The sequence below is a fragment of the Nocardia sp. NPDC050408 genome, assembly GCF_044458905.1.
Lineage (GTDB): Bacteria > Actinomycetota > Actinomycetes > Mycobacteriales > Mycobacteriaceae > Nocardia.
The window spans coordinates 112,082-136,884 of record NZ_JBITIL010000014.1; the positions used below are offsets into that span (position 1 = coordinate 112,082).

Below are 24,803 nucleotides of genomic sequence, written 5' to 3' on the forward strand. Positions count from 1 at the left end.
ACGCGGGCTTATCCTGTTCGGGTTCATGAGCCAACGCGAAACCGAGGGCATCAGACCGGGGTAATCGGCAACCGAAGCGCTCCCGGCGCCGAGTCCGGCACCACCGGATTCTTCGGCGCGATCGCATCGATCCGCCGATACGGCGCCCCCAACGGCGGACGCTGATCCTGTTCACCCTTGTTCGGCCACAACGACATCGCACGCTCGGCCTGGGCGGTAATGGTCAGCGACGGATTGACCCCGAGATTCGCCGAGATGGTCGAACCGTCCACGATATGCAAACCCTCGTAGCCATAGAGCCGCTGATACGGGTCGACCACCCCCGTATCGGGGGAGTCGCCGATCGCGCAGCCACCGATGAAATGCCCCGTGATCGGGATATTCGCCATTTCCGTCCAGGAACCCTGCGGAATGCCGTTGATCTTCTCGGCGACCCGTCGCGTGACCTCGTTGCCCTCCGGAATCCACGTCGGCGGCGCTTGTCCCGCACCGGGTTTGGTGGTCATCCGCTTACCGAACAAACCACGCTTGTTATAGGTGATGATCGAATTGTCGACGTTCTGCATGACCAGCAGCCCGATCATCCGCTCGGACCAGTGCGCCGGATTGTGCATGCGCAGCAGATCCCGCCGATACCGCACCATCTCCCGCAGACCGAGCACCCAACGCCGCTTCCCCTCCTGCCCGTCGACCAGCACCGTCGTCAACAGGCCCATGAAATTGCTGCCCTTGCCGTAACGCACGGGCTCCACATGGGTGTGGGAGTTCGGATGGATCGACGAGGTGATGGCGACACCCTTGGTGAAATCCGAATCCTTATCGCGGGTTCGCGCCGCCAACACCGCCTCGGAATTCGTGCGCGCCAGATGGCCCAGGCGCGGCGAAATATTCGGCAGCACACCGCGATCCCGCAGATTGTGCAGCAACTGTTGGGTGCCGAGCGCGGCCGCGGAGAACACCACCTGATCGGCGGTGAAGGTCTGCTTCGCCTTGCGAACCCACCGCCCGGTGCGCACGGTATCGACCGCGTACCCGCCGCCGGACAGCGGCCGCACCGACACCGCGGTCGTCAACGGATGCACGGCCGCACCCGCCTGCTCCGCCAGATATAGATAGTTCTTCACCAGGGTGTTCTTCGCGCCGTGCCGACACCCGGTCATGCACTCACCACAATGCGTACACGAGCGCCGCTGCGGCCCGACACCACCGAAGAACGGATCCGCGACCGCAGCTCCCGGCCGAGTCTCCTTATCCGCGAACAACACTCCGACCGGCGTTCGACGGTAGGTATCGCCGATACCCATATCCTCGGCGACCTCCCGCAGCACCCGATCCGACGGCGTGGTCGCCGGATTGGTCGTCACCCCCAGCATCCGCGTGGCCTGGTCGTAGTGCGGCGCCAGCTCGGACTTCCAATCGGTGATATGCGCCCACTGCTTATCGCCGTAGAAGGTGTCCGGCGCCTCGTACAACGTGTTCGCATACACCAGCGAACCACCACCGACACCGGAACCACTCATGATGAAAGTGTCGTTCAGCAGCGTCATCCGCTGAATACCGAAGCATCCCAATTTCGGCGCCCACAGGTACTCGCGCAGATGCCAGGAGTTCTCGGCGAATTCGTGATCGGCGAAGCGCCGCCCGGTCTCCAGGACACCGACCCGGTAGCCCTTCTCGGTCAACCGCAGTGCGCTCACACTGCCACCGAAACCGGAACCGATCACCAGCACGTCATAGTGCGTCATGGGTTACCTTCCGGTCCGAACCAGCTCGTAGTCGCGGACATCGAAATGCGTCCGCTTGTCGTATTCGCTCATCCGCCCCGGCCAGTTCGTCGTCACCCGACCACTGGCCTCCCGGTACCAGCTGGTGCACTTGGTCCACACCGTATGTTCGAGCCGCCCCTGGATCTCCTCGTCGAACCGCGCCTCCACCTCCGGCCTCACCGAGAGATAGCCACCAGCCCCGCGCAGATGCTCGACCGCTTGACGCAGATAACGCGCCTGCCGCTCGTGCATGTAGATGATCGACCCCGCGCCGAGGTTGGTATTCGGCCCGTACATGATGAACATATTCGGGAAATACGGCACGGTGAGGCCCTTATAGGCCCGCGCACCGCCCGACCACACCTCACGCAGCTCCTTGCCGCCGATCCCGCGAATCGTCATGGGCGCCAAGAACTCCGTGGCCTTGAATCCGGTGCAGTAGACGATCACATCGACCTCGTGCAGCGTGCCGTCCTCGGTGCGCACACCGGACGGCGTGATCCCAGCGATGTGCGAGGTCTCCACGTGCACATTCGGCTGTGACACCGCCGGGTAGTAGTTGCTCGCCATCAGCCCGCGCTTACAGCCCGCCTCGTAATCCGGCGTCATCTTCGCCAGCAGTTCGGGATCGGAGATCTGGGAGGCCCGATGCCGGTCCGCCCATCCGGAGATCAGATCGGCGATGCGGCCATTGCCTTCCAGTCCCGAGGTCACCAACTCGTAGAACGAATACCAGCCGAACCGCTCCGCACGCTGGATCAGCGGGAACTTCGCCACGATCGACAGCTTGTCCAGCACATTGAGTTTCGGTGGCGCGTAATAGCTTTCGATCTTCGGAATGATCCACGGCGCCGACCGCTGGAAGACCGTCAACTGCCCGACCTTCGGCTGAATCGCCGGAATGATCTGAATCGCGCTCGCCCCGGTGCCGATGATCGCGACCCGCCTACCGGTCAGGTCGACCTCGTGATCCCATCGCGCCGAATGAAACGCGTCCCCGGTGAACGAATCCATGCCCGAAATATTCGGCCACACCGGACGCGACAGCTGACCCACCGCGGGCACGAAGACATCCGCCTCGAGCAGCTCACCGGCGGTCGTGCGCACCTGCCAGACGCCACGGTCGGCATCGAAGTCCGCCGAGTCGACCTCGACACCGAAACGCATGTGCTTCTCGAGGTCGTAGCGGCGCGCGACATCATGCATGTACGCGAGAATGTCGGGCTGCTCGGCGAAGCGCTTCGGCCAGTGCGCATTGGGAGCGAAGGAGAAAGAGTACAGATCCGACGGCGCGTCACAGGCGGCGCCCGGATAGGTATTGTCCCGCCAGACCCCGCCGAGCCCGTCGGCCTTATCGATAATGGTGAACGCCTCGTAGCCGCGGCGCACGAGCTCCAGCGCGGCCGCGAGGCCGCCGAATCCGGCGCCGACGATGAGCACGGATGGAGTGCTAGTCATGTCGACAACTGTATGAACGGTGACACAGTTGTCGAGAGAGCGCCGCGGCCAGGAAATCAACATTTTCGGCCATCGAGCTGCCGACTACATCCGTAGTAACCGAACAGCCATATCGAGTTCGCACACTCTCCGCATCACTGTGCGGCTACGACAAGGTCGTGCGCGGTACATGCGGATATACATCCAACCAACTGTCACAGTGACGATTTGGCGCAGGGTAGCACAAAGAACGGGCGAAGGGGAGGGGTTTCAACGGAAACTTGCTGCAGCCCAGGATAATTCGGACGCTCCCCGGGTATCGAACTTCGGCAGGCCTCGCCAGTTCGCGACCGGCCACAGTCAAGGCGCCACCGGGACGACATCGGGCTCAGCCTTGCGATCCGCATGGAATCCGGGCAGATACCGGTCAGCGAGCGGAATCATCACCTGAATCAGCGGACCGATGCCGAACGCGTACACCACAGTGCCCACGCCGACGCTGCCCCCGAGTAGCCAGCCGGTCGTCAGTACTGTCACTTCGATCCCGGTCCGCACCAATCGCACCGACCACCCGGTCCGGCGGACCAGTCCAGTCATCAGTCCATCCCGTGGCCCTGGGCCCATACCCGCGCCGATATACAGCACCGTGGCAAGCGCATTCAAAACCACCGCGGCACCCATCGCGCCGACTCGCACCGCCAGCACATCCCAGTCCGGCAACAGCCACAACCCGACATCTACCGATACACCGATCACCACGACATTGCTCACCGTGCCGAGCCCTGGCAACTGCCGCAACGGAATCCACGCCAATAACACCACGACACCCGTCAAAGCCGTCACCGCCCCGAAACTGATCGATACATGCGCGGCAACCCCTTGATGAAACACATCCCACGGATCCAACCCGAGCCCGGCCCGAATCATCACCGCCATCGAAAACCCGTACAACCACAACCCGACATAGAGCGCGACCAGCCGCCGAACCAACATCACCTCAGCCTGCCGATAACTGGACTCCCAAAACAGAGCCAATCGCTAACCACTGGCCTTATAATCCGAACCCAATCCAAGCCAGGGAACCTCGCCTCCATCCCTTAAATCGTCACTGTGACGTTATATGGAGTTTGGCGGCCCCAGCAGGGGATCCGCCTCCAAAACAGCCAGATCGCCGTTGTCGAGCCGCTCCGATATTTCTCCGCCGAAATCCAGCATCTGCCGAAATATTTACATCAGCCGATCTGTGCGGCAAGGGGACACCACGCATCCGCAGCATGCGATTTCCGCGCACAGAACGCCGGTAAGCCAGCCAGCTACTGAGCAGCGGAGCGAAAGTCCGTACCTACCAACGTCATACAACCAAAGCCGCCCACTTCCAGCGCCTCCGTTGTAACGCCGATAATCGACATTATGTTAAGTAGACCTGATGGCGATGGCCGCTGACAGTTCATCCGACGCTCCCCTCCCAATAACCATGAGCTCGTACCGGTAGCGGACTGTGGGGTTCATCGGACGCGATCGTCCCCAGAGAGCGGCGGTTTGTGGGATCGTCTCGAGTTTCGCAAAACCCTCCCCCTGGAGACTTGAATGAGTCATACTCTTGAATGTGTCCAGCAATTCGGAATTCGAGCGCATGTTGCGCGGGGTGTCGCTGCGCGTGACCGCGCCGCGGGTTGCCGTGCTGACTGCCGTGCACGAGCATCCTCACTCCGATACGGACTCGATCCTCGGTCATGTGCGCCAGACGCTGGGTGCGGTATCCCACCAGGCGGTATACGACGTGTTGCGCGCACTGACGGCCGCCGGTTTGCTGCGGCGCATCCAGCCGATGGGATCCGTCGCGCGCTACGAAACGCGCGTCGGCGATAACCATCACCATGTCGTGTGCCGCTCATGCGGCGTCATCGCCGATGTCGACTGCGCCGTCGGCGAGGCCCCCTGTCTGACCGCATCGCACGACAACGGATTCGTACTCGATGAAGCCGAGGTCATCTATTGGGGCCTGTGCTCCGATTGCTCGGCAGCGCAAATGTCCGGATCACACCCGTGATCACAGCCCGATTCACTGAACCCCCCGAAAGGAAATGCCGTGCCTGAGGAACATCCGCCCATCGGAGAGGCCAATACGGAACCCGCCACCGGTGGTTGCCCCGTTATTTCCGGTCGCCTCAAATCCCCCGCCGAGGGCGGAAGCAACCGTGACTGGTGGCCGAACCAGCTCAATCTCAAGATCCTGCAGAAGAACCCCGCCGTAGCCAACCCGATGGACGCCGACTTCGACTACGCCGCGGAATTCAAAACCCTCGATCTGGCTGCCGTCAAACAGGACATCGTCGAGGTCATGACCACCTCGCAAGAGTGGTGGCCCGCCGACTTCGGCCACTACGGCCCCTTCTTCATCCGGATGGCCTGGCACGCCGCGGGCACCTACCGGATCAGCGACGGCCGCGGCGGAGCCGGCGCCGGTATGCAGCGCTTCGCCCCGCTCAACAGCTGGCCCGACAACGCCAGCCTCGACAAGGCCCGACGCCTGCTGTGGCCGGTCAAGAAGAAGTACGGCAAGAAACTCTCCTGGGCCGACCTCCTCGTCTACGCCGGCAATGTCGCGCTGGAAGACATGGGCTTCCCCACCTTCGGTTTCGGTGGCGGCCGCGTCGACCAGTGGGAGCCCGAGGAGGACGTGTACTGGGGTCCGGAGCAGACCTGGCTCGGCGACGAGCGCTACACCGGCACCCGCGATCTGGAAAACCCGCTGGCCGCAGTCCAAATGGGTCTGATCTACGTGAATCCGGAAGGCCCGAACGGCAATCCGGATCCGCTCGCAGCGGCCATCGACATCCGTGAGACGTTCCACCGCATGGCCATGAACGATATCGAGACGGCGGCGCTGATCGTCGGCGGCCACACCTTCGGCAAGACCCACGGCGCCGGCGATGCCGAACTCGTCGGTCCCGAGCCCGAGGCCGCCCCGCTCGAGGAGCAGGGCCTGGGTTGGAAGAGCGCCTTCGGCACCGGCGTCGGCAAGGACGCGATCACCTCCGGCCTGGAGGGCACCTGGACGCCGACTCCGACCAAGTGGGACAACAGCTTCCTCGAGACCCTCTACGGGTACGAGTGGGAGCTGACCAAGAGCCCCGCCGGCGCCAACCAGTGGATCCCCAAGGACGGCGCGGGCGCGGGCACCGTGGTCGATGCCCACGACCCGTCGAAGTCCCACGCCCCGGTCATGCTCACGACGGACCTCTCGCTGCGGATCGACCCGATCTATGAGCAGATCACCCGTCGCTGGCTCGAGCACCCCGAGGAGCTCACCCAGGAGTTCGCCAAGGCCTGGTACAAGCTGACCCACCGCGATATGGGGCCGAAGGTCCGTTACCTCGGGCCGGAGGTGCCGGCGGAGACGCTGCTGTGGCAGGACCCCGTCCCGGCCGCCGACTACGACCTCATCGGGGCCGCCGATATCGCCGCACTCAAGAGCCAGATCCTGGCCTCGGGTCTGACTGTCGCACAGCTCGTTTCGACCACGTGGGCGGCCGCGGCGTCGTTCCGTGGCAGTGACAAGCGCGGCGGCGCCAACGGCGGCCGCATCCGCCTGCAGCCGCAGGCCGGGTGGGAGGTCAACGAGCCCGACGAACTCGCCCAGGTGGTACGCGTCCTGGACGGCATCCAGGAGTCCTTCAACTCCGCCCAGACCGGGAACACCCGGGTGTCCTTCGCCGACCTCGTCGTACTCGGCGGCGCCGCGGCCGTCGAGCAGGCCGCCAAGAACGCCGGTTACGACGTCGAGGTGCCGTTCACCCCGGGTCGCACGGACGCCACCCAGGAGCAGACCGATGTGGAGTCCTTCTCCGCGCTCGAGCCCAGCGCGGACGGCTTCCGCAACTACCTCGGCAAGGGTAACCGGCTGCCCGCCGAGTACCTGCTGATCGACCGCGCGAACCTGCTGACCCTCAGTGCTCCCGAGTTGACCGTCCTCGTCGGTGGTCTGCGCGTCCTCGGGGCGAACCACAAGCAGTCTCCGCTCGGCGTATTCACCGCCAACCCGGGATCGTTGAGCAACGACTTCTTCGTGAACCTGCTCGATATGGGCACGAAGTGGGAGCCGTCGGCCGCCGATGACGGAACCTACGAGGGCAAGGATCGCGCCACCGGCACGGTCAAGTGGACCGGCAGCCGCGTCGACCTGGTCTTCGGGTCGAACTCGCAGCTGCGCGCCCTCGCGGAGGTCTACGCGACCGACGACGCGAAGGAGAAGTTCGTCAACGACTTCATCGCCGCGTGGGTCAAGGTGTCGAACCTGGACCGGTTCGACCTGGTGTGATGAAGGAGGAATGACCGACCGACCCGGCCGGTCCTCCGCACGCGGCGCCCCCGCGAACCCCCGTGGTTCGCGGGGGCGTCTTCATGCGTACGTCAGTTCCGTTGCGTCCGGCGCCCACTGGTGGCGAAGATCAGCGACGGACGACGATAATCGAATATTCTCGGTTCTGTCCCGGACACCAACCTGATCGAGTGAGCCGACGATGAATACCCAGCTCGGCGCGGTACCACCGGAGCACGGTGGGGACCGCGCGATGGCTGCTCAGGCCGTATTGGCCAGGGCGGTCGCCGATTTCGCGGGTGAGTGGGAGGCCGCGGGCGAACCACCCGAGCTGACCCCGCATCTGCCCACCGAGACCGCACTGCGGCGGTCGGCACTCATCGAGTTGATCAAGGTGGATCTGCATCACCGGTCGATCCGCAAGAAGGCCGAAAAGCGCCTCGACGAATACCTGGCCGAATTTCCCGAACTCGACACCGCCCCACTGCCACCGGATCTGATCTACGAGGAGATCACTGCGCGCCGCCAGTTCGATAAGGATCTGGATCTCACCGAATACGAACAGCGGTATTCGCAACAGATGGCGCGGATCGCCGACCGCCTCGATGGCGATCACTTCCGCAGCACCGTCCTGACCGACCCTGCCGCACTCGCGACGCTCGACTCCATCAAACCCGGTGCGACCGTTGACGATTTCGATATGTTGATCCTGCTCGGCCAGGGCGCGTTCGGCCGAGTCTTCCTGGCGCGGCAGCGCTCGATGCGGCGACTCGTCGCGGTCAAGATCTCCCATGATCGCGGCAGCGAGGGACAGACGCTGGCCCAGCTCGACCACGAGAACATCGTGCGGGTCTTCGATCAACGCCAGATCGCCGACCGGCACCTGAAATTGATGTACATGCAGTATGTTCCGGGTGGCACCCTGCTCGGCGTGCTGCGGCTGCTGCGCCGAACCGGGGTAGCGGGCAAGACCGGTCGACTACTCCTCGACGCCGTCGACGAGGCGGCCGCCAGCGGCGGCGTGCTGGAACCACAACCATCCCCCACCCGTACCGAGGTCGCGCGGCTGAGCTGGCCGGAAACCGTTGCGTGGCTCGGCAGTCGACTCGCCTCCGCCTTGGACTACGCCAACCACGCAGGCGTGCTGCACCGCGATATCAAACCCGCGAACGTACTGCTCACCGTCGACGGACAACCCAAGCTCGCCGACTTCAATATCAGCTTCAGCCGCCACATTCCAGGTGCCAGCCCCGCCGCTTACTTCGGCGGCTCACTGGCCTACATGTCACCCGAACAGCTCGAAGCCTGCCACCCGACCATGGCCACCACCGCCGCTGACCTCGACACCCGCAGCGACCTCTACGCACTGGCGGTCGTGCTGTGGGAACTGCTCACCGGCCGACTCCCCTTCGACGACGAACGCAGTGCGGGCGAATCCGATACCTCACTGGAACGGATGATCGAACTGCGCCGCCAGCCGGTCCCAGACCGCTTCGCCGCCGATATCCCGCCGGACTGCCCACCGGTACTGCAGCATGCCCTGCTCGCCTGCCTGTCCCCCGATCCCGCCGACCGCTTCGCCACCGGCGCCGAACTCGCCAGTCAACTCGATCTCACCCTGGACCGCACCGCCCGCGATCTCGTCGACCCGCCGGCGCGCAGTATCCGCGCCAAACTGCGGATGCGGCCGATGCCGGTGGTGACGCTGTCCAGCATGCTCGGGCAATTCCTCGGCGCGCTCTATCTTTCCGCGCACAACACGCGACTGCTCGACGCGCGGCTCACCAGCGAGGCGAGCGCCCAACTCCAACGCCTCGCAACGCTGCTCGGCGCGGTCGGCTACCCGCTCGGCATTCTGGCCCTGCTGTATTGGTGCCGTCTCGTGTTCCTGGTTCCCGACGGACTGCGGCGCGGTAAGTACTTCGACGAGCAGACCCTCGCTCGGGCGCGCGCCGATACGCTCGCGTGCGGCGACCGCATCGCGGTGGTCGGATTCGCCGGGTGGGCGTTATCCCTGGTGATCTTCCTGACACAGTTGCATTACACCGCGAACCTGTCCAGCGGGTTCACCTTCAACCTCATCGCATCTCATCTGGTCGCGGCCGCGGTCGCGGTGGTGTACTCGTATTTCCCGGTCACCTTCTTCGTACTGCGCTGGTATTACCCGGGTTTGCTCGGTACCGGGCAGACCTCCCCCGATGACGCCTTCCGATTGCGGCGGCTCGCTCGGCGCATCCGGATCTACCTCGGCATCGCCGCCTCGGTTCCCCTGATCGGGGTGGCAGGTGGTCTGGTCTATCTCGACGCTGCGCAGCAGCAGATGGTGATCGGTCCCATCGTGATCCTGTGCGTGGTCAGTCTCTTCGCATTCGTCGGCGCGCTGCGGGTGTTCTACGCATTGGAATCGGATCTGCACGCCCTCCAACGCATCGTGGATCCGCGTTCGCGGCGCACGGGTTAGCTTTTTCAAAGGTTTCCCAAAGGACCTCAGCAGATTTCGTGACTACTCTCGAAGCTGTTCGGAATGCCACTGGCCTCGGGGGCGCCATGAAAGAACAGCGGACACAGGTCTACGGATCGGTTATGGAGTTCGTCGAGAACTATCTGGCCGAGGTCTATCGGCGCAAAGTGGCCGACAACGGCGTGGCCTGGTGCCCGGAATGGTGGCGGCACACCGAGGCCGTGGCACGGCTCGAGGCGCTCTGGCAATCCTGGGAACTCTATCGGCTCAACGGCGAATTGGGGCTGTCACTATGGTTTCTCGACCATGCCGACAGCCATATGGACATGCTGTTCGACCTCAAGGGACCGTTCGCGGGCTGTTCCATGCACAATGGCCACACCGACCGTATCTGGCCGCTCTCGGTGAACTCCCCTCCCCCCGAGACGTTTTCAACCGCCGGCTAGCCGCGTTTGTTTGAAACAGGTTGTGGTCAACTAATCTTCATGCGGTGCTAGGACATTCACATGCGACCAGTGGCGCTTTCGCCTGGTCGGTGGCAGCGGCCACGCTGCCCATTTCGGCGTTGGTCTATCCGGTATTGCCCACTGGCGACGCGCACCTCGGTGCCGTCGAGGTATTGCTCGGAACCTTTCTGACAGCAGGGGCCGCGCTGCTGCCCGATGCGGACCATCCGAACGGCACCATCGCGCATGTGCTCGGTCCGCTCTCCTATCACCTGTGCCGCTTGATTTCCTGGATCTCCGGCGGACATCGGCACGCCACCCACTCGTTCGCCTTCGTGATCGCTGTCGCCTATGGGACCTGGGCCGGTGAGCATTGGCTCGGAAGGTATTTCACACTCGGATTGGTGTTCTTCCTGCTCGCACTGGCCGTGCGGGCACTGCATCTGTGCCCGCCCGGGGAGGGCATCCAGGCGTGGGGCACGATCGTAATCCTCGCCGCGGCAGGCACGTTCGTGATGGATCACTGGATCACCGACAAACCGGCATGGTTGCCGTTTTCCGTCGGGCTCGGGGCGCTGGCCCATCTAGCCGGTGATTGCCTCACCGATAAGGGGTGCCGACTGTTCTGGCCGTTCCCGTTGCGTACCTGCGTGCCGGTGATCGAACGGACCGGGAACAAAGTCGAGATCTGGATCCTGTCACCGTTTTTCACGCTTGCCACACTTGCCGTGCTCTGGCACGTCTTCTCCGTCAATCCCTAGTCCCCCGCTGCTGCGGCCGTCACTGGGCGCAGCAGCGGGGGCTTCCCTGTTCTGTGCTGTTTTTGAGGCGCCCGGGATTTGGTGAGTTAGAGTTTGAGAATTATATAGGTTAATTCGCATATCTAAATATGGCAATGTATTCTAGGAGCGCGGGGCCCATAGAAGCTCCGAACACGTTCCCCGCGAACCGCCTCGAGATCCCTGCGACGTCGTCCGGCGATCGCCGGACGCAGTGCTCCCCCATCCGTGGATCCCGGCCCGAATGATCTTGGGCCGGGATCCACGGATGGATCAGCTCGCCACGCTCTCGAACGTGCCGGGCACGTAGGAGCCACCCTTGGTCTGCGTAATCACCAGGAGCCGGTTGGCGGCATTGATCATCGCGACCAAGTAGACGAGCGCGGCGATCTGGTTGTCGTCGTAGTGCTCGCGCACCTGAGCCCAGGTCTCGTCGGACACACCGAGATTCGCGTCGGCGAGACGCGAGCCCTCCTCCGCGAATGCCAGCGCGGCCCGCTCGGCCTCGCTGAACACGGTGGACTCACGCCAGGCAGCGACCAGATTGATCCGAACCGCTGGTTCGCCGGCCGCCGCCAGCTCTTTGGCGTGGGCGTCGACGCAATAACCGCAGCCGTTGATCTGGCTGGCGCGCAACTCCACCAGCTCCACTGTGGACTTCGGTAGCGACGACTCCATGATCGCCAGGCTGGTGCTGGCGAACCGCTTGCCGATCTTGGCGCCGAGCTCGTTGCCGTTCAGGTTGAAACGGGGTTCCATGACTTCGGTCCTTACTGGTTGTGCTGAATCGAACGACCATGAGACGGCCCCGCCCCGATCCGCGTAACAGCCCTTGGATGTGACGCACACCACCGTCGTCTCGCTGTTACAAAACAACAGGACCCGACGTCTGATGGGTGACAAAGTCGAGAGTGAACAGGAGCCGCCCATGCCCGGCATGTCGCAGTCCACGCCCACCGGCCGCGGCGCGCGCAGCAGCCGCGAGGACCATCCGAACTCCGCGACGGAAGCGTTCATCGCGCACCGCAACCTGCTCTTCACCGTCGCGTACGAAATGCTCGGCTCGGCTGCAGACGCCGAAGACGTCCTACAGGAGACCTGGCTGCGCTGGGCAGGCGTCGATCTCGACACAGTGCAGGATCACCGGGCGTACCTGGTCCGAATCGCCACCCGCCAGTCGCTCGACCGGCTGCGTGCGCTCGGGCGCCGCAAGGAGACCTACGTCGGGCCCTGGCTTCCCGAACCTCTACTGACCGCGCCCGACGTCGCCGAGGACATCGAGTTGGCCGACAGCGTCTCGATGGCGATGCTTTTGGTATTGGAAACCCTCACGCCCATCGAGCGAGCGGTATTCGTACTGCGCGAGGTATTCGATCTGGAGTATGACGAGATCGCCGAAGCGGTCGACAAGAGCCCGGCCGCGGTTCGCCAGCTCGCATACCGGGCACGTTCACACGTCGCCGCGCGCCGGCCACGCGGGGTGGTTTCCGTGGACGAGACGCGAGACGCGCTCGCGGCATTCCAGCGGGCCGTCGAAACCGGCGAACTGCAGAGCCTGCTCGACATTCTCGCACCGGATGTCGTCTTCCTCGGCGACGGCGGCGGACTCGCACAGGCCGCGCTGGTGCCGGTCGTCGGCGCCGACGCGGTGGCCGGCTTCCTCGCTGCCGCGCTCGGAAACCTCACCGCGAGGTCCGCGCAACCCGCCCTCGTCAACGGCTACCCGGCGCTGATCCTGCGCCACGACGGCGATATCGACGCCGTCGTGGCCGCGCGCATCGACGACGGCCTCATTACCGGGATCTACGCTGTGCGCAATCCGGAGAAGCTGTCGCGTTTGCAGCACGAGACCGCCCTGCACCGCTGACATCCCTCAGGGAGCACCGAACTCCCGAACCACGGTGGCCCGCCCTCCCCTCTCCCCCATTCCGCGCGCCACCACGCGATATCGGGGGTATTGCCCTCTGGTTTCCGACCCGCCCTCTTCATTGTTCAAAGTGATCGGAGCCCATCCCCTCCCTCCCTTGCTTGTTGCGTTCGGCGAAGCCGAACGGATTCGTTTTTTGCTCCATTGGGAGGAACACATATTTAGATGCGCATATCTATGTATGACCATGCCGCGGTGTGCGGTCGGTTCTTGAACAGATGATTGTCGCCACCGGGATAGGCTGAGGCCATGGCCGCCGGATCGATAATGCAGCCGCAACGCTGGACACCGCCGCCTGCCCCACCCCGGGCTCGCGAAACGCGTAGCGCCCCACCACTTGCCCCGGTCGCGCGATTCGAACTGCCCGGCGCGGCACCCGAAGATGTGGTTCGCACCGCCGAGGGTCGGATCATTGCGGGAGTCGATGACGGTTCCATCTACAGCATCGATCCCGCGGACGGTGCGGTGAGCCTGCTGGCGAACACTGGTGGCCGCCCGCTCGGTATGCATGCCGCCACCGATGGGTCGCTGCTGATCTGCGATTTCGATCGCGGCCTGCTGCGGCTGGACAGCGCGGGCGAGATCGAGGTGCTCGTGGCCGAGGTCGAGGGCGAACCACTCCCCTTCGCCAGCAATGTGGTTCGCGCCGAGGACGGCACGATCTACTTCTCCTCGTCGTCGCGCCGCTATCCGCTGGATGAGTGGATGGGCGATCTGCTGGAGCATTCCGGCACCGGCCGCCTGTTCCGCCTCGATCCATCCGGCAAACTCGAAACCCTCATCGACGGACTGCAATTCGCCAATGGCGTGGTCCTCTCCCCCGACGGCTCCTGCGTGCTCGTCGCGGAAACGGGCGCCTACCGCGTGACCCGATACTGGCTGACCGGACCGAAGGCTGGCACCTACGACCGCCTGATCGAGAACCTCCCCGGCTTCCCGGACAATATGGCCCTCGGCAGCGACGCTCTGGTGTGGATGACCCTGCCGTCACCGCGAAATCCATTGCTGGATCGCCTACTTCCCCTGCCCGGCGTTCTGCGCCGGGTCGTCTGGGCACTGCCGCGATGGGTGCAGCCCGAACCACCGCGCACCGTCTGGGTGATGGCTGTCGACTTCGACGGCAAGGTCGTGCACGACCTGCAGACCGAGGGCACCGACTTCGCGATGGTTACCGGCGTTGTCGAGCACAACGGCACCCTCTACCTCGGCAGTCTCACTGAAACCGCGGTCGGAGTCAGCCACATACCGTCCTAGGCCGTGCTCCGACGCGAAAATCTCAGTGCACAGTTGTACACTCAATGAATGAGTGAGCCCGAGCGGCAACGACAGGCCGAGATTCAGGCGCTCGCCCGGTTGGCGGGCGATGAGCTGGGTGGTGCGATCGAGGGGATCGCCGCGGTTCACCGAGCCGTGTCGGACCGGGTGTTCGCGGCGGTGCGACTGGGTGTCGGACCGGCCGCGCAGCCGGTCAAGGTAGTGCACGATGCGATTACCGATGGGGTGTATCGCCTGGTCGGCGGTACTGCGGTGGTTGCCGGAGCGCTTGCCGAGCGCGCCGTGGATATACCCGGCGCTGCGGTGCCCTCACGCACGGTGCGCGGCTCCGGATTCCTCGCCGCGTTGCAGGGGTTGATCGGAGACACGCTCGAGGATGAGCGGCCGATTCTCGCCGGGCCGATGACATTTCGGATCAAAGGCGAGCCCGTCGCGCCGGGCTGGGCCGGCGATGTGGTGTCGAATCCGCGCTCGCGCATCGTGGTTTTCCTGCACGGCCTGGTGGAGACCGAACACGCTTGGCGCCTTGGCGGGCGGCCCAGCTACGCCGAGCGGCTCGAAGCCGACCTCGACTGCACGACGCTGATGGTTCGATACAACAGCGGACTGCACATCTCGGAGAACGCCCGTCTGCTGAACGGGATGCTGCAGCGGTTGGTCGAGAACTGGCCGGTGGAGGTCGAACAGATCGCCCTTGTCGGCCATTCCATGGGCGGCCTGATCGCGCGTGGTGCGTGCTATGACGCCGATCAAACCGACCTGCCGTGGGTGCGTCGGGTGCGGCATATCGTCTGTCTCGGATCACCACATTTGGGCGCGCCGTTGGAGCAGCTCGTCCATTACGCCTCCGCCGCATTGGTGAAAATTCCCGAGACCCGGCCCTTCGGTCGGCTGCTACGCCGCCGCAGTGCGGGCATTCGTGACCTGCACCAGGGTTCGCTCGTCGATGAGGATTGGTACGGTCTGGACGCGGATGCTTTGCGCCGCAGAGTCATTCGCGAGGTGCCGCTGCTCGACTGCGCTGATCATTACTTCGTTACCGCATCGGTCACGCGCAGCCCGCGCCATCCGCTCGGTCGCATCATCGGTGACGGCCTGGTCCTGCCCGCCAGTGGCTCCGGCCGAAATCGGGCTCGCCGCATCGGTTTCGACGACGACAATGGCCTGCATATCCCCGGAGCCAACCATTTCACCCTGCTCAACCACGACGCCGTTTACGAGGCGCTGCTGGGCTGGCTCGCCGCCGATGTGAGTCGGAAGTCGGTGCGGTGTGGTTGATCAGCGGTGCCCGAGTCAGAACAGTTGGTCGGAGTGGGCGTCGGCTTCCCCTCTGACGTCGGCGGCGAACTTGGCTTCGACTTCCGCGTCGGCGCCCGCGGTGTGGGCCGAGTACAGCAGCAGGCAGCCGCGGATGCCGTCGAGGAGATCTTCCAGCAGGTCCAGAGCCGGGCGGGTGGGGTCGAGGTGGCTGATCCGGAATTCGTCGAGAAGGGCGGCGCGGGAGGCGCTGTCGAGATCGAATTTGCGGGCCTGCTCTTCGATTTCGGCGACGCGCCCCACGACTGCCCATGGTGCGGGCACGTGCCCTTCGGAGATCGCCGTGGCCTCGGCGATGAGGTCGACGACGATCTCGGTCGGGGTCTCGCCGCCGGTCAGCCGCTCCAGCACCAGGGTCGGCGTTTCGACCTGCAGTGCCTCGATGTCATCGGCTTCGACGACCACATCGGCGGTTGGCACGCCCGCGAGTTCGCCCGCGACCTCGGCGGCGGCATAGAGCCAGTGCGCGGCCGCGACGGAGGCGGAAGCCGGGTCGAGTTCGGTGAACAGTTCCACGGTGCCGAGGGGGTCGGCGCGTAGCAGGTCGTCGGCGGCCTGCACCTGAGCCGGTGAGACATCCGGGCGTGAGAGTTCGACCGCTTGGCGTGCACGGCCGGACAGATCGCCGAGTTCGGCTGATTCGATGGCGGCCTGTTCGGTGCGGACCTCGGCCGCGATGGTGTCGCGCAGGGCAGAGTCGTCGATGGCGTGCAGGGTGCGTCCGACGCGGTGCGCGGATTCGACTACGCCGCTGTAGGAAACGACGAGGCCGTGGTCGGTCGGCAGGTTCGGGTTCCGGATTCCGGCTTCGACCTCCTTGAAGTTGCGGCGCTCCTCCGCGCGGCGCCAGGCCTCGCTATTGGGGACGTCGGGATCGCCTGCGGCGCTTGCCGGATGCGTGTAGGTGCGCCACTGGAACCGGGACAGGGTGGTCAGATTCGACGCCAAACTCGTTGCCTGGTCATGGTTTATCGGTGGCAGCTCGGCCACGGTGGTGGCGAGATCGCCGCGTCCGGTCGCCCAGATGGCGACGAGGGCGTTGCGGTCGGCGTCGAATGCGTATCTGGTCACGCACGCCAGTCTTGCCGATCCGCGGCCGTTGCGCGCGCGATCGATCGGTTCGAGACGCGGTCGTCGGCGTTTCGAATGTCCGATGTCAGCTGCTCCACGCCCCTCGGTGGTTCTGCTGCGCTACCGCGTCCCGGGCGGGATACCGCACTGGATAGCAGTGGATACCTGCGAGGATGGACGGCATGACTCTCGATCACGGTGATCCGGGCGACGCGCCTTCGATTCCACAGCCGACCTCGCCGGTGGCGAATCCGGCTCGCCCCTCGGCGGCCGAGGAGGCCAGAACCGTTGCGGCGGCGACGAATATCGCGACGCTGGCGAGTTTGAGCGAGGACGGCGGTCCGTGGGCGTCGTTCGTCACCTATGGGCTACTGGAGGGCCAGCCGGTGCTGTGCGTATCGCGGATGGCCGAGCACGGGCGCAATCTCGCGGCGGATCCGCGGGCCAGCCTGTCGGTGGTGTCGCCCGAGGTGCCCGCCGATCCGCTGGCCGGTACTCGGATCACGCTGGCCGGTGTGGTGGAGCGTCCGGTCGGCGATGAGGCTGCGGCGGCGCGCGAGGCGCATCTGGCGGCGGTGCCAGCGGCGAAGTACTACGTGGATTACAGCGATTTCTCGCTGTGGGTGTTGCGGGTGCGGCGCGTTCGATGGGTCGGTGGGTACGGGCGGATGGATTCGGCGACGGCAGAGCAGTATCTGGCGGCCGCGCCGGATCCGGTCGTTCCGGTGGCTGGGCGCGCGATCACGCACCTGAATGACGATCACGCGGACGCGCTGTTGTCGATGGCACAGGTATTGGGCGGATATCCGGACGCGACCGAGGCGAGTTGCGAACGCGCCGACCGGTACGGGCTGGATCTGCGAGTGGTGACATCCCGCGGCGTGGCACGGACACGGGTCGGCTACGCGACGCCGATTGATTCGGCAGGCGAATTGCGCGCGGCGACAGTTGAATTGACGCGGCGTTCGCGCGAGGGCTGATGGCGCATTCCGGCCGCGGTCGCCAGCCGACCGAATAACAGTATACTCAATATCGGTGCCACCCGGCACGGCGACGAGTCGGACGCGTTCCGAGTCGTCGCCTCGCCGACGGTGCATACCGCAGACGACGGCGCGCAGGGCCGTCTCGCCGGCGGATCTCGCGGACACCGATGGGAGCCTCACATGACCGATCTTGCTGACCGCATGTCACAGCACGGGCCGAACGACCCGATGATGCCCCGGACGCATGCGGCCAGATCGGCTCGTGCCGCGCGTAGCCGTCAGATAGTCGCAAGCGCCGGCGAAGTTTTCGCGACGCGCGGCTACCACGGCACCAGCATGGATCAGCTCGCGCGGCGATCAGGTATCAGCAAACCCACTCTGTACCAGTACTTTCCGAGCAAATTGGAGCTGTATCTGGCGGTATTGCAACAGCATCTCGACAGACTCGTGTCCACTGTCCACGACGCCCTGCATTCGACCGATGACAACCATGGGCGGCTATCCGCGGCGGTGCATGCCTATTTCGACTTCGTCGACGATGATCCCGCCGGATTCCGGCTGGTCTTCGAGTCGGAGGTGCCGACAGAGCCATCCGTGCAGTGGCGCGTAGGGCAGGCCAACGCAGCCTGCATCGGCGCGGTGCACGATCTACTCATCCGAGACTCCGGCCTCGGTCCGCAACGCGCGTGGGCATTCGCGGTCGGGCTTGTCGGCGCCAGCCAGTTCACCTCGCGCTACTGGCTGAACGCCGATCGACCCATACCCAAGGAGCAAGCCGTCGAAATCACCGTCACACTCTGCTGGGGCGGTCTGTCGGATGTACCGCTTCGGACGGTTTCCGCCCCACGGAAAGAGGACAATCAATTCGACCCGGCCCGTACTATCTCGAGCCGATGTTCAGAGTAAGGCTCGGAGTCCGGACGCGGATTCTGGCGATCGCGCTCGTTCCGAGCCTGTCCCTGCTCGTGGTCGGCGCGAGTACCGCGGGATACCTGGTTGCCGAGAGAAAATCGAACAGGCCGGGCGGCCGCGCGTCGCCACCTGAGTCGCAGAGACGCACCGCGCCGATTCAGAGGCGATGTGCGACGTTGTACTGGCGGTGCGGATCGGATTCGGCCATGTTATTGCGCCGCCTCTCCATCACCGACCAAAGCCGGACGCCGCTCTCGGCGAGCGGCGTCGTTGGTGAATTGCTCTCGTGCGCGGTCGATTCCGATGGCGGATGCTGTGCGGCGATGACCACGGCCATCATTCACCCACCCACAGGGTGGGCAAAATGGTCGAGAACTCCACCCGCGAACCGCCATTGAAGGTAGATCGCGGTGAGGTTCACCGCCGAAGCGGCAAGCGCGAGCAAATAGACATAAAGCAACACATTGCTCGCGTCCGGATTAGTTGCGACCTCGGTGATCAGCAGCGCAGCCCAGAGCGCGGTGAGGGCGATAAAAGGGCCACGTAGCCGAATCGGACACACCTGGACGTAACAGGGAGCGGGTCCGTTCGGGCGAGAGGCGAGGCTGCGACGCCGCTCCGGAATCACCAACCAACGCAGGAGCCCGGCGATGACTGCAGTCAGCACAATGACAGCGATGAGATGCAAAGGACGCGTGTCTTTCCTCGTGTGAGATTCCTTCGGCTTGCATGAATAGATTCGGTTACGTGTGCAGTGGGCGATAGCCACCCATGGGGTGGACATCGCCCACCCCCGAAGGATTTCTCGCTGGAGATCGACAAGCCGTTGCGCGAACCGATGGCCAGCCCTGTCCTTATGTCTGCGGTGGCGATCAACCCAACGGGTTTCAAATGCATCGGCGAGGCGGCCCAACGCCACCGCCTCGCCGAATACGGGTTCGGATGGCTATGACGGCGTAAGTGCCTTCATCAGCGCAGCGGCAGTTGCCTGGTCGATGCACGTCGGCTTACCACCGTTGGCAGAGTGGAATACTCCGCCTTTGGTGTTTCCGGTGAAGTAGCACAGCGGGAACCCCGGTTGGCCTTCAGGGAAGGTCAGCGGCGGAGCGAGACCGTCGAGGGTCTCTTCGCGCAGTGCGCGCAGTCCCTTGATCGCATCCGCGCTCGTCGAAGACGGGGAGAGGTTGGCTGCTTTGGCCGCCGCCAGGAACAGTTGCCCACCTGCCCAGGGCCACAGCAGCGGCGCGCTGAAGTCCCCGCTGCCCCGAAGACCGGGAATGTATTTGTCGAGGGCGTCACCGAAGTCCTTGATGGCGGGAATCGAGTCATCGGTGTACAGCGCGTTCGAGCCCGCGAAGATACTGCCCTCGAAGTTCGGGTCCGTGGCCCACGCTCTCTGCAGGCTCACGCCGGTAGGAGCCTGAATCGGTTTGTAACCTTGCTGTGCGCACGATGCCGCGATGCGCGAAATCGCCTCGACGGAGACGCCGGGGAATACGGCGTCGACACCCTTATCCTTGAATGCGAGACAGGGAGCGATGTAGTTCGGCGCGGCAATCGCGACTTTCTCCGCAGAGAATCCCAGACCAGCCTGTTCGGCCATTGGTTTCAGCATCTGTGGAAGCTGCTCGCAGACCGGGATTTCGGCACAATAGTAGACGCCGAGGGTCTTCGCCCCCGCCTGCTTGGCCTGGGCTACCTCACCCAGCATCAACACCGGCAGCGTGGTTCCGGAGGCGAAGAAGTTCGGGTCGGTGATGAACGGGGCGTCGACCGGCTGTCCGCCGATGACCGGGATGCCCTTGCTGTCGACATAGTTCTGCCAGCTCGAACTGACCAGGCTGGTCTGGCCGACGATTGCGACCACCCTGTCCTGTTCTACCAGTTTCTTCGCGACGGCCAGCGCTGTTGTCGGATTCTGCTCGTCGTCGTATGAGACGAGCTTGACCGGGTGCCCATTGATTCCGCCACGATCGTTGACCCACGACGCCCATGCCTGTAGCACGTCGCTGGCGTGTCCCACCGACGCCGCGGCCGGGCCGGTGCAGCTGCAAATCGACCCGATGAGGATCGGATCGCCATTCAGCCCGCCGTCGGAAACCTTCACCGGGCCAACGGGTTCGGTCCCGCCGCTCGTCGAGTCGGCGGAACACGACGAGAGCGCGAGCGCCGCCGCCAGCACCGGTGCGACCCACCACAGAAACCTTGTTTTCCTCATTACTCCACTCCTGTACGGATACCGAGCATTCGATTCGCTACGCCCATCGCCCGGCCGCGGTTCCGGGTGGGTGTCCTGCCGGCGACGCCGGCAAGTCTGTGTGACCGCTGTCGATGCCGAGATAGTTCTGCAGCACGGCAGCTCGATCGATGTCAACGGCGGGCCCGGCGAACGCGACAGTGCCGCGGCTGAGCAACACCACGCGATCGGCCATCGTCATGGCGTGATCCACGTACTGCTCGACCAGGACAATCGCCGAGCCGGTAGTACGCAATTCGCCGAGCGCCGCGAAGATCTCGTCCACGACGAGCGGAGCCAGGCCCATGGACACCTCGTCGAGCAGCACAACCGATGGATCTGCCAGCCAGGCACGCCCCAGTGCCAGCATCTGCTGCTGGCCACCGGACAGCGAGCCGGCCCGTTGATCGAGCTTCGCCCGCAGCGCGGGGAAGATATCGAGCACGTCGTCGGTGCTACCTCGGCGCCACGGCGGCGTCAGGAGGCGCAGGTTCTCCCGAACCGTCAAGTCCGCGAATACACCTCGGCCTTCGGGGATCAGGCACAGCCCCGCGCGGGCGCGACGCACAGGACGAGCTCGGGTCAGATCGGCCCCGCCTATCGACACCGTCCCCGATCGGGCCGGAAGTAGCCCGGAGGCCACCCGCAGCAGCGTCGACTTTCCGGCGCCATTCGGCCCGAGCAGCGCCACGACCGACCCGGGGGCAACCGCGAGGTCGACGTCGTGGAGCACGATCGTGGTGCCGTATCCCGCGGTGATCGAGCGCAATTCGAGCGCGTAGGCGGTCTCGGTCATGCGACGGGCTCCGTGATCCCGCGGTCGTCGGTGACCGGCTCGCCGAGGTAGGCGTGCTGCACTACCACCGAAGCGCGAACCTGCGCGGGTGAGCCCCGGAATATCAGGCGACCGAAGTCGAGTACGAAGATCTCCTCACAGATCTCGAGCACCAGCGACATATCGTGCTCTACCAGAACGATTCCGACGCCACGGGCGGCGACGACCTGCCGCAGAATCTGTCCGAAGCGCACGGTCTCCGAGCGATCCAGGCCAGCACTGGGCTCGTCGAGCAACAGGATCCGGTACGGCCCGGCAAGACATCTGGCGAGTTCGACCAGTCTTCGTTGCCCGGTGGACAGTGCACCGACGCGAGAATCCGCGATGGATTCGATACCGCACAACGCCATCGCGGAGGCCGTCGCGGTGCGCACCCGCCGGGCCTGTCCGTGCGCCGAGACCAGTTGGGCCAGCGGGTTCGCACCGGCGAGTGGACCTTCGGCGCCCATCGCGACGTTTTCGGCGACAGTAAGGGAGTCGAACAGTTCGGTCTGCTGAAAGGTTCGCCCGATGCCCAGCCGCGCCCGGCGCGCGGTCGAGGCTCGGCTGATCACCAGGTCCTGCAGTCGCACCTCGCCTGCGTTGGCTTGGACGAGACCGGTGCAGGCATCGAAGGTCGTGGTCTTGCCTGCCCCGTTTGGGCCGATGAGTCCGGTGATCCGCCCGGTGCACGCGTCGAACGAGAGTCCGTCGACTGCCACTACGCCGCCGAAGCGAACCGAAAGATCGTGGACGTCCAGCACCGTTGCGGGCTGCTCGGTGGCGGGTTCCGCGGCGAAGACCACCGAGGACCGGTGCAGGCGAAAAGCGTTGTCCAGCCAGGATCGAATCGGCACGGGAACTTCGAGTCGGCTCGCGGTGGCGGCGCGCAGCACCACCAGAATGCCGAACAGGACCTGCAGCCACAGCGACATTCCCACGACTTGGAGATAGGACGGCACCAGGATCAACGCCACCGCGGCCAGCAGCGGATACCAAGGCTCCCGGCCCACCACGACGACAATGACCGCGAAATAAGTAACCGATAGCAGCGGCTGATAATTCGCCGCCGAGGCAGTGGTCTGGGCCATTCCGGCGAGTGCGCCACCCAATGCGGCAAGAAATGCCGAAACGCAGAAGACGAGAACGCGGGTGACTTCGATTGTGACACCAGTGGTCCGCAACGCGGTCGGCGATTCGGCCAGCCCCCGGAGCAATCGTCCGAGCCTGCTCTTGTCCAACACCACCACAATCAGCGTGCCTACCGTGGCCAGCACCAGCACTAAACGGTAGAACGACGGGTCGGAGTCGAGTCCGAATACGCTGGGGCGCGGCATTTTCAGGCCCAGACCACTGGTGCCGAACATGTAGGGCTCGCTGTAGAACATCATCTGAACTACGACGCCGAATCCGAAGGTCGCCAACGCCAGATACAGGCCGCTGAGTCGAATAGCCGGAATCGACAACACCGCACCGATCGGTAGGACCACCAGTCCGCAGCCGATGAACGCGAGCGGCCACGGCCACTGCCGATCGACAGCCAGGTGCGAGAACGCGCAGGCTCCGATCGCGGTGAAAGCCATGTGGCACAGCGAGACTTGACCGGACGTGCGGACCAACAGACCGAGCGACAGAAAGACGAGCGTCATCGCCAGCGCCACAGTCCAATCCGTCAAATGGATGCCCGCGAACGACGGAACCAGCGCGAGCACCACCAACACCACGACCGCCCCCGCGGATTGCAACGCCGGTGGCGCAGTCCAACCGGACCGGATCCGCCGGACCGCTCGGTCCCGGTCCACCAGGTAGCGGCGTGGCATGATCAGCAGCACGAGAAACAACGCCAAGAACGGCAATGCGGTGGGAACTCCCGCGGCCACCCCGGTGGTGAAGTAGTGCGTAGCCAACGCGGCGAGCACCCCGATGAGCAGTCCACCGCCGAAACTCCAAGGCAGACTGGTGAATCGGCCGATGGCCGCCGCCCCGAAAGCCTGGACGACCAGCAACGTCAACTGCATGGGATCGAGCGGAATCAACGGCGCGAACAGCACACCGGACAGCGATGCCAAACCAGTGCCGACACACCAGGCCGATCGTCGCGTGCGCACCGAGCTCGTCCCGGCCAGATCCAGCAATGCCGCGTTCCCGACGACCGCGCGCATCGCGATACCACCTCGGGTGAACCGCAGCGCGGCCGATAACGCGACGGTCGCCAGTACCGCGACGCCGAACGTTGATACATCCGACCACTGCACCCGGACACCGAAGGCGGCGAATCCGCCCTGGGGCAGGAAGACCGGAACGATCCGCGGCGTCGTCTGCCCGTAGTACAGACTCGCCCCCGCCTGGACAACCAGCAGAATGCCGACCGTCGCGGCGATCCGCAGTTCCGAACTCGCCCGGTCTACAACGCGGGCCAGCAATTCCAGTGCCATGCCCATGGTCGGGCCGATCCCGAGCACACAAATCGCCAGGGCGAGCGGCCATACGACACCATCGATGATGTGCAACGTGTAGAACGCGTACGCCGACACGGTGGCCATAGCGCCGTGGGCGAAGTTGAATACTCCCGACGTCTTATAGGTGAGCACCAAACCCGTTGCGGCCAGCCCATAAACCGAGCCGGATACAATTCCGGCGATCACGAACGGCAAGAGATCTGCCACGATGTACTCCAATTTTCGCTGATCTCCGACCGACCGCGACCGTGCGGAAGTGCCGGCGCGGACTTGCCTGACCTGGTCGGCTGCTGATCGAACGGCTGGGCGAGCTGTGCCAGGTCAGTGTCGACGGCTGACGCATGCCTCGCCACGGGAACCCACCGCTCCTGCCTCGCAACAGAATTCGACGGCGCAAAAACAAAAAGCCGGGCAGCGATGCAGGTCATTAGAAGGGAATTCACACTCCGCTTGCGGACGCCGATGTACTGCCACTCGTCGACGCCCCGGACATGCGTCGGCGACTGGAACCGCCGACCACTGCTGTGCCGATCTACGCCGGTATCGTCCACGAGAAGCCCGAGGCGTAACGAGTCGTCACGGCACTGACGCAGGCCGGT

The 24,803-nt window shown here is 64.7% G+C and carries 20 protein-coding genes; 10 read left to right on the forward strand and 10 right to left on the reverse strand.

Features of this window, described 5'->3' with window-relative positions:
* Positions 1–50 precede the first annotated feature (50 nt).
* The 3 genes from ACIBJI_RS30910 to ACIBJI_RS30920 all read right to left on the reverse strand — a co-directional run bounded on the left by ACIBJI_RS30910 (position 51) and on the right by ACIBJI_RS30920 (position 4,196).
* Positions 51–1,745 carry an FAD-dependent oxidoreductase gene (locus ACIBJI_RS30910; protein ID WP_397086916.1) on the reverse strand — a complete coding sequence of 565 codons (1,695 nt, stop codon included), beginning with the start codon at positions 1,743–1,745 and terminating at the stop codon, positions 51–53.
* A 3-nt stretch (positions 1,746–1,748) separates the two neighbouring features.
* The gene (locus ACIBJI_RS30915; protein ID WP_397086918.1) at positions 1,749–3,224 is read right to left on the reverse strand and encodes a flavin-containing monooxygenase; all 1,476 of its coding nucleotides are present in this window, start codon (positions 3,222–3,224) and stop codon (positions 1,749–1,751) included.
* 339 nt (positions 3,225–3,563) lie between these two features.
* Entirely contained in the window at positions 3,564–4,196 is a 633-nt protein-coding gene (locus tag ACIBJI_RS30920) for a hypothetical protein (RefSeq protein WP_364348128.1), read from the reverse strand.
* A 640-nt stretch (positions 4,197–4,836) separates the two neighbouring features.
* Between ACIBJI_RS30920 and ACIBJI_RS30925 the strand changes: the two genes are divergently transcribed.
* The 5 genes from ACIBJI_RS30925 to ACIBJI_RS30945 all read left to right on the forward strand — a co-directional run bounded on the left by ACIBJI_RS30925 (position 4,837) and on the right by ACIBJI_RS30945 (position 11,192).
* A complete protein-coding gene (locus ACIBJI_RS30925) occupies positions 4,837–5,253 on the forward strand; it encodes a Fur family transcriptional regulator (protein WP_364348469.1) in 417 nt (138 codons plus the stop codon).
* Between the two features lie 39 nt (positions 5,254–5,292).
* On the forward strand, positions 5,293–7,524 hold the full coding sequence (gene katG / locus ACIBJI_RS30930; protein ID WP_397086920.1) for a catalase/peroxidase HPI: 2,232 nt from the start codon (positions 5,293–5,295) through the stop codon (positions 7,522–7,524).
* Between the two features lie 202 nt (positions 7,525–7,726).
* Positions 7,727–9,985 (forward strand): serine/threonine-protein kinase, encoded by a 2,259-nt coding sequence (locus ACIBJI_RS30935; RefSeq protein WP_397086922.1) that lies wholly within the window; start codon positions 7,727–7,729, stop codon positions 9,983–9,985.
* A 122-nt stretch (positions 9,986–10,107) separates the two neighbouring features.
* On the forward strand, positions 10,108–10,431 hold the full coding sequence (locus tag ACIBJI_RS30940; RefSeq protein WP_397086924.1) for a DUF4913 domain-containing protein: 324 nt from the start codon (positions 10,108–10,110) through the stop codon (positions 10,429–10,431).
* A 44-nt stretch (positions 10,432–10,475) separates the two neighbouring features.
* Complete coding sequence (locus ACIBJI_RS30945; protein WP_364348116.1) at positions 10,476–11,192, forward strand: metal-dependent hydrolase; 717 nt, start codon at positions 10,476–10,478, stop codon at positions 11,190–11,192.
* Positions 11,193–11,483: 291 nt separating this feature from the next.
* Here ACIBJI_RS30945 and ACIBJI_RS30950 read toward each other — a convergent pair whose 3' ends face one another.
* A complete protein-coding gene (locus tag ACIBJI_RS30950; protein ID WP_364348113.1) occupies positions 11,484–11,969 on the reverse strand; it encodes a carboxymuconolactone decarboxylase family protein in 486 nt (161 codons plus the stop codon).
* Between the two features lie 169 nt (positions 11,970–12,138).
* On the opposite strand from ACIBJI_RS30950, the gene ACIBJI_RS30955 reads away from it, so the two are divergent.
* From ACIBJI_RS30955 to ACIBJI_RS30965, 3 genes are all read left to right on the forward strand, one after another.
* The gene (locus ACIBJI_RS30955; RefSeq protein WP_396955570.1) at positions 12,139–13,077 is read left to right on the forward strand and encodes an RNA polymerase sigma-70 factor; all 939 of its coding nucleotides are present in this window, start codon (positions 12,139–12,141) and stop codon (positions 13,075–13,077) included.
* Positions 13,078–13,386: 309 nt separating this feature from the next.
* On the forward strand, positions 13,387–14,391 hold the full coding sequence (locus ACIBJI_RS30960; RefSeq protein WP_397086926.1) for an SMP-30/gluconolactonase/LRE family protein: 1,005 nt from the start codon (positions 13,387–13,389) through the stop codon (positions 14,389–14,391).
* A 48-nt stretch (positions 14,392–14,439) separates the two neighbouring features.
* The gene (locus tag ACIBJI_RS30965) at positions 14,440–15,690 is read left to right on the forward strand and encodes an alpha/beta hydrolase (protein ID WP_364348107.1); all 1,251 of its coding nucleotides are present in this window, start codon (positions 14,440–14,442) and stop codon (positions 15,688–15,690) included.
* A 15-nt stretch (positions 15,691–15,705) separates the two neighbouring features.
* Here ACIBJI_RS30965 and ACIBJI_RS30970 read toward each other — a convergent pair whose 3' ends face one another.
* The gene (locus ACIBJI_RS30970; protein ID WP_364348104.1) at positions 15,706–16,800 is read right to left on the reverse strand and encodes a hypothetical protein; all 1,095 of its coding nucleotides are present in this window, start codon (positions 16,798–16,800) and stop codon (positions 15,706–15,708) included.
* Positions 16,801–16,982: 182 nt separating this feature from the next.
* Here ACIBJI_RS30970 and ACIBJI_RS30975 point away from each other — a divergent pair, with 182 nt between their 5' ends.
* Together ACIBJI_RS30975 and ACIBJI_RS30980 are read left to right on the forward strand one after the other, a co-directional pair.
* Positions 16,983–17,780: a DUF2470 domain-containing protein gene (locus ACIBJI_RS30975; RefSeq protein WP_364348101.1), complete on the forward strand. Its 798-nt coding sequence runs from the start codon at positions 16,983–16,985 to the stop codon at positions 17,778–17,780.
* 183 nt (positions 17,781–17,963) lie between these two features.
* Entirely contained in the window at positions 17,964–18,689 is a 726-nt protein-coding gene (locus tag ACIBJI_RS30980) for a TetR/AcrR family transcriptional regulator (RefSeq protein WP_397086929.1), read from the forward strand.
* Between the two features lie 163 nt (positions 18,690–18,852).
* Here the strand turns inward: ACIBJI_RS30980 and ACIBJI_RS30985 are convergent, their stop codons facing one another.
* The 5 genes from ACIBJI_RS30985 to ACIBJI_RS31005 form a co-directional block, all read right to left on the reverse strand.
* Complete coding sequence (locus tag ACIBJI_RS30985) at positions 18,853–19,032, reverse strand: hypothetical protein (protein ID WP_397086930.1); 180 nt, start codon at positions 19,030–19,032, stop codon at positions 18,853–18,855.
* A gap of 3 nt (positions 19,033–19,035) precedes the next feature.
* Positions 19,036–19,479, reverse strand: coding sequence for a hypothetical protein (locus tag ACIBJI_RS30990; RefSeq protein ID WP_397086932.1), 444 nt, complete (start codon positions 19,477–19,479; stop codon positions 19,036–19,038).
* A gap of 162 nt (positions 19,480–19,641) precedes the next feature.
* Entirely contained in the window at positions 19,642–20,877 is a 1,236-nt protein-coding gene (locus ACIBJI_RS30995) for an ABC transporter substrate-binding protein (protein WP_397086934.1), read from the reverse strand.
* Positions 20,878–20,950: 73 nt separating this feature from the next.
* The gene (locus ACIBJI_RS31000) at positions 20,951–21,727 is read right to left on the reverse strand and encodes an ABC transporter ATP-binding protein (protein ID WP_397086936.1); all 777 of its coding nucleotides are present in this window, start codon (positions 21,725–21,727) and stop codon (positions 20,951–20,953) included.
* The gene (locus ACIBJI_RS31005) at positions 21,724–24,411 is read right to left on the reverse strand and encodes an ATP-binding cassette domain-containing protein (RefSeq protein ID WP_397086938.1); all 2,688 of its coding nucleotides are present in this window, start codon (positions 24,409–24,411) and stop codon (positions 21,724–21,726) included. Before ACIBJI_RS31005 ends, ACIBJI_RS31000 begins: the two co-directional genes overlap by 4 nt.
* Between the last annotated feature and the right edge of the window lie 392 nt (positions 24,412–24,803).

Coding starts and splice junctions, on each gene's coding strand:
- ACIBJI_RS30985 (WP_397086930.1), bottom strand. CDS start 19,032: ATGGCCGTGGTCATCGCCGCACAGCATCCGCCATCGGAATCGACCGCG.
- ACIBJI_RS30940 (WP_397086924.1), top strand. CDS start 10,108: ATGGAGTTCGTCGAGAACTATCTGGCCGAGGTCTATCGGCGCAAAGTG.
- ACIBJI_RS30910 (WP_397086916.1), bottom strand. CDS start 1,745: ATGACGCACTATGACGTGCTGGTGATCGGTTCCGGTTTCGGTGGCAGT.
- ACIBJI_RS30965 (WP_364348107.1), top strand. CDS start 14,440: ATGAGTGAGCCCGAGCGGCAACGACAGGCCGAGATTCAGGCGCTCGCC.
- ACIBJI_RS30915 (WP_397086918.1), bottom strand. CDS start 3,224: ATGACTAGCACTCCATCCGTGCTCATCGTCGGCGCCGGATTCGGCGGC.
- ACIBJI_RS30950 (WP_364348113.1), bottom strand. CDS start 11,969: ATGGAACCCCGTTTCAACCTGAACGGCAACGAGCTCGGCGCCAAGATC.
- ACIBJI_RS30925 (WP_364348469.1), top strand. CDS start 4,837: ATGTTGCGCGGGGTGTCGCTGCGCGTGACCGCGCCGCGGGTTGCCGTG.
- ACIBJI_RS30980 (WP_397086929.1), top strand. CDS start 17,964: ATGACCGATCTTGCTGACCGCATGTCACAGCACGGGCCGAACGACCCG.
- ACIBJI_RS30920 (WP_364348128.1), bottom strand. CDS start 4,196: ATGTTGGTTCGGCGGCTGGTCGCGCTCTATGTCGGGTTGTGGTTGTAC.
- ACIBJI_RS30955 (WP_396955570.1), top strand. CDS start 12,139: ATGCCCGGCATGTCGCAGTCCACGCCCACCGGCCGCGGCGCGCGCAGC.
- ACIBJI_RS30975 (WP_364348101.1), top strand. CDS start 16,983: ATGACTCTCGATCACGGTGATCCGGGCGACGCGCCTTCGATTCCACAG.
- ACIBJI_RS30935 (WP_397086922.1), top strand. CDS start 7,727: ATGAATACCCAGCTCGGCGCGGTACCACCGGAGCACGGTGGGGACCGC.
- ACIBJI_RS30990 (WP_397086932.1), bottom strand. CDS start 19,479: ATGTCCACCCCATGGGTGGCTATCGCCCACTGCACACGTAACCGAATC.
- ACIBJI_RS31000 (WP_397086936.1), bottom strand. CDS start 21,727: ATGACCGAGACCGCCTACGCGCTCGAATTGCGCTCGATCACCGCGGGA.
- ACIBJI_RS30960 (WP_397086926.1), top strand. CDS start 13,387: ATGGCCGCCGGATCGATAATGCAGCCGCAACGCTGGACACCGCCGCCT.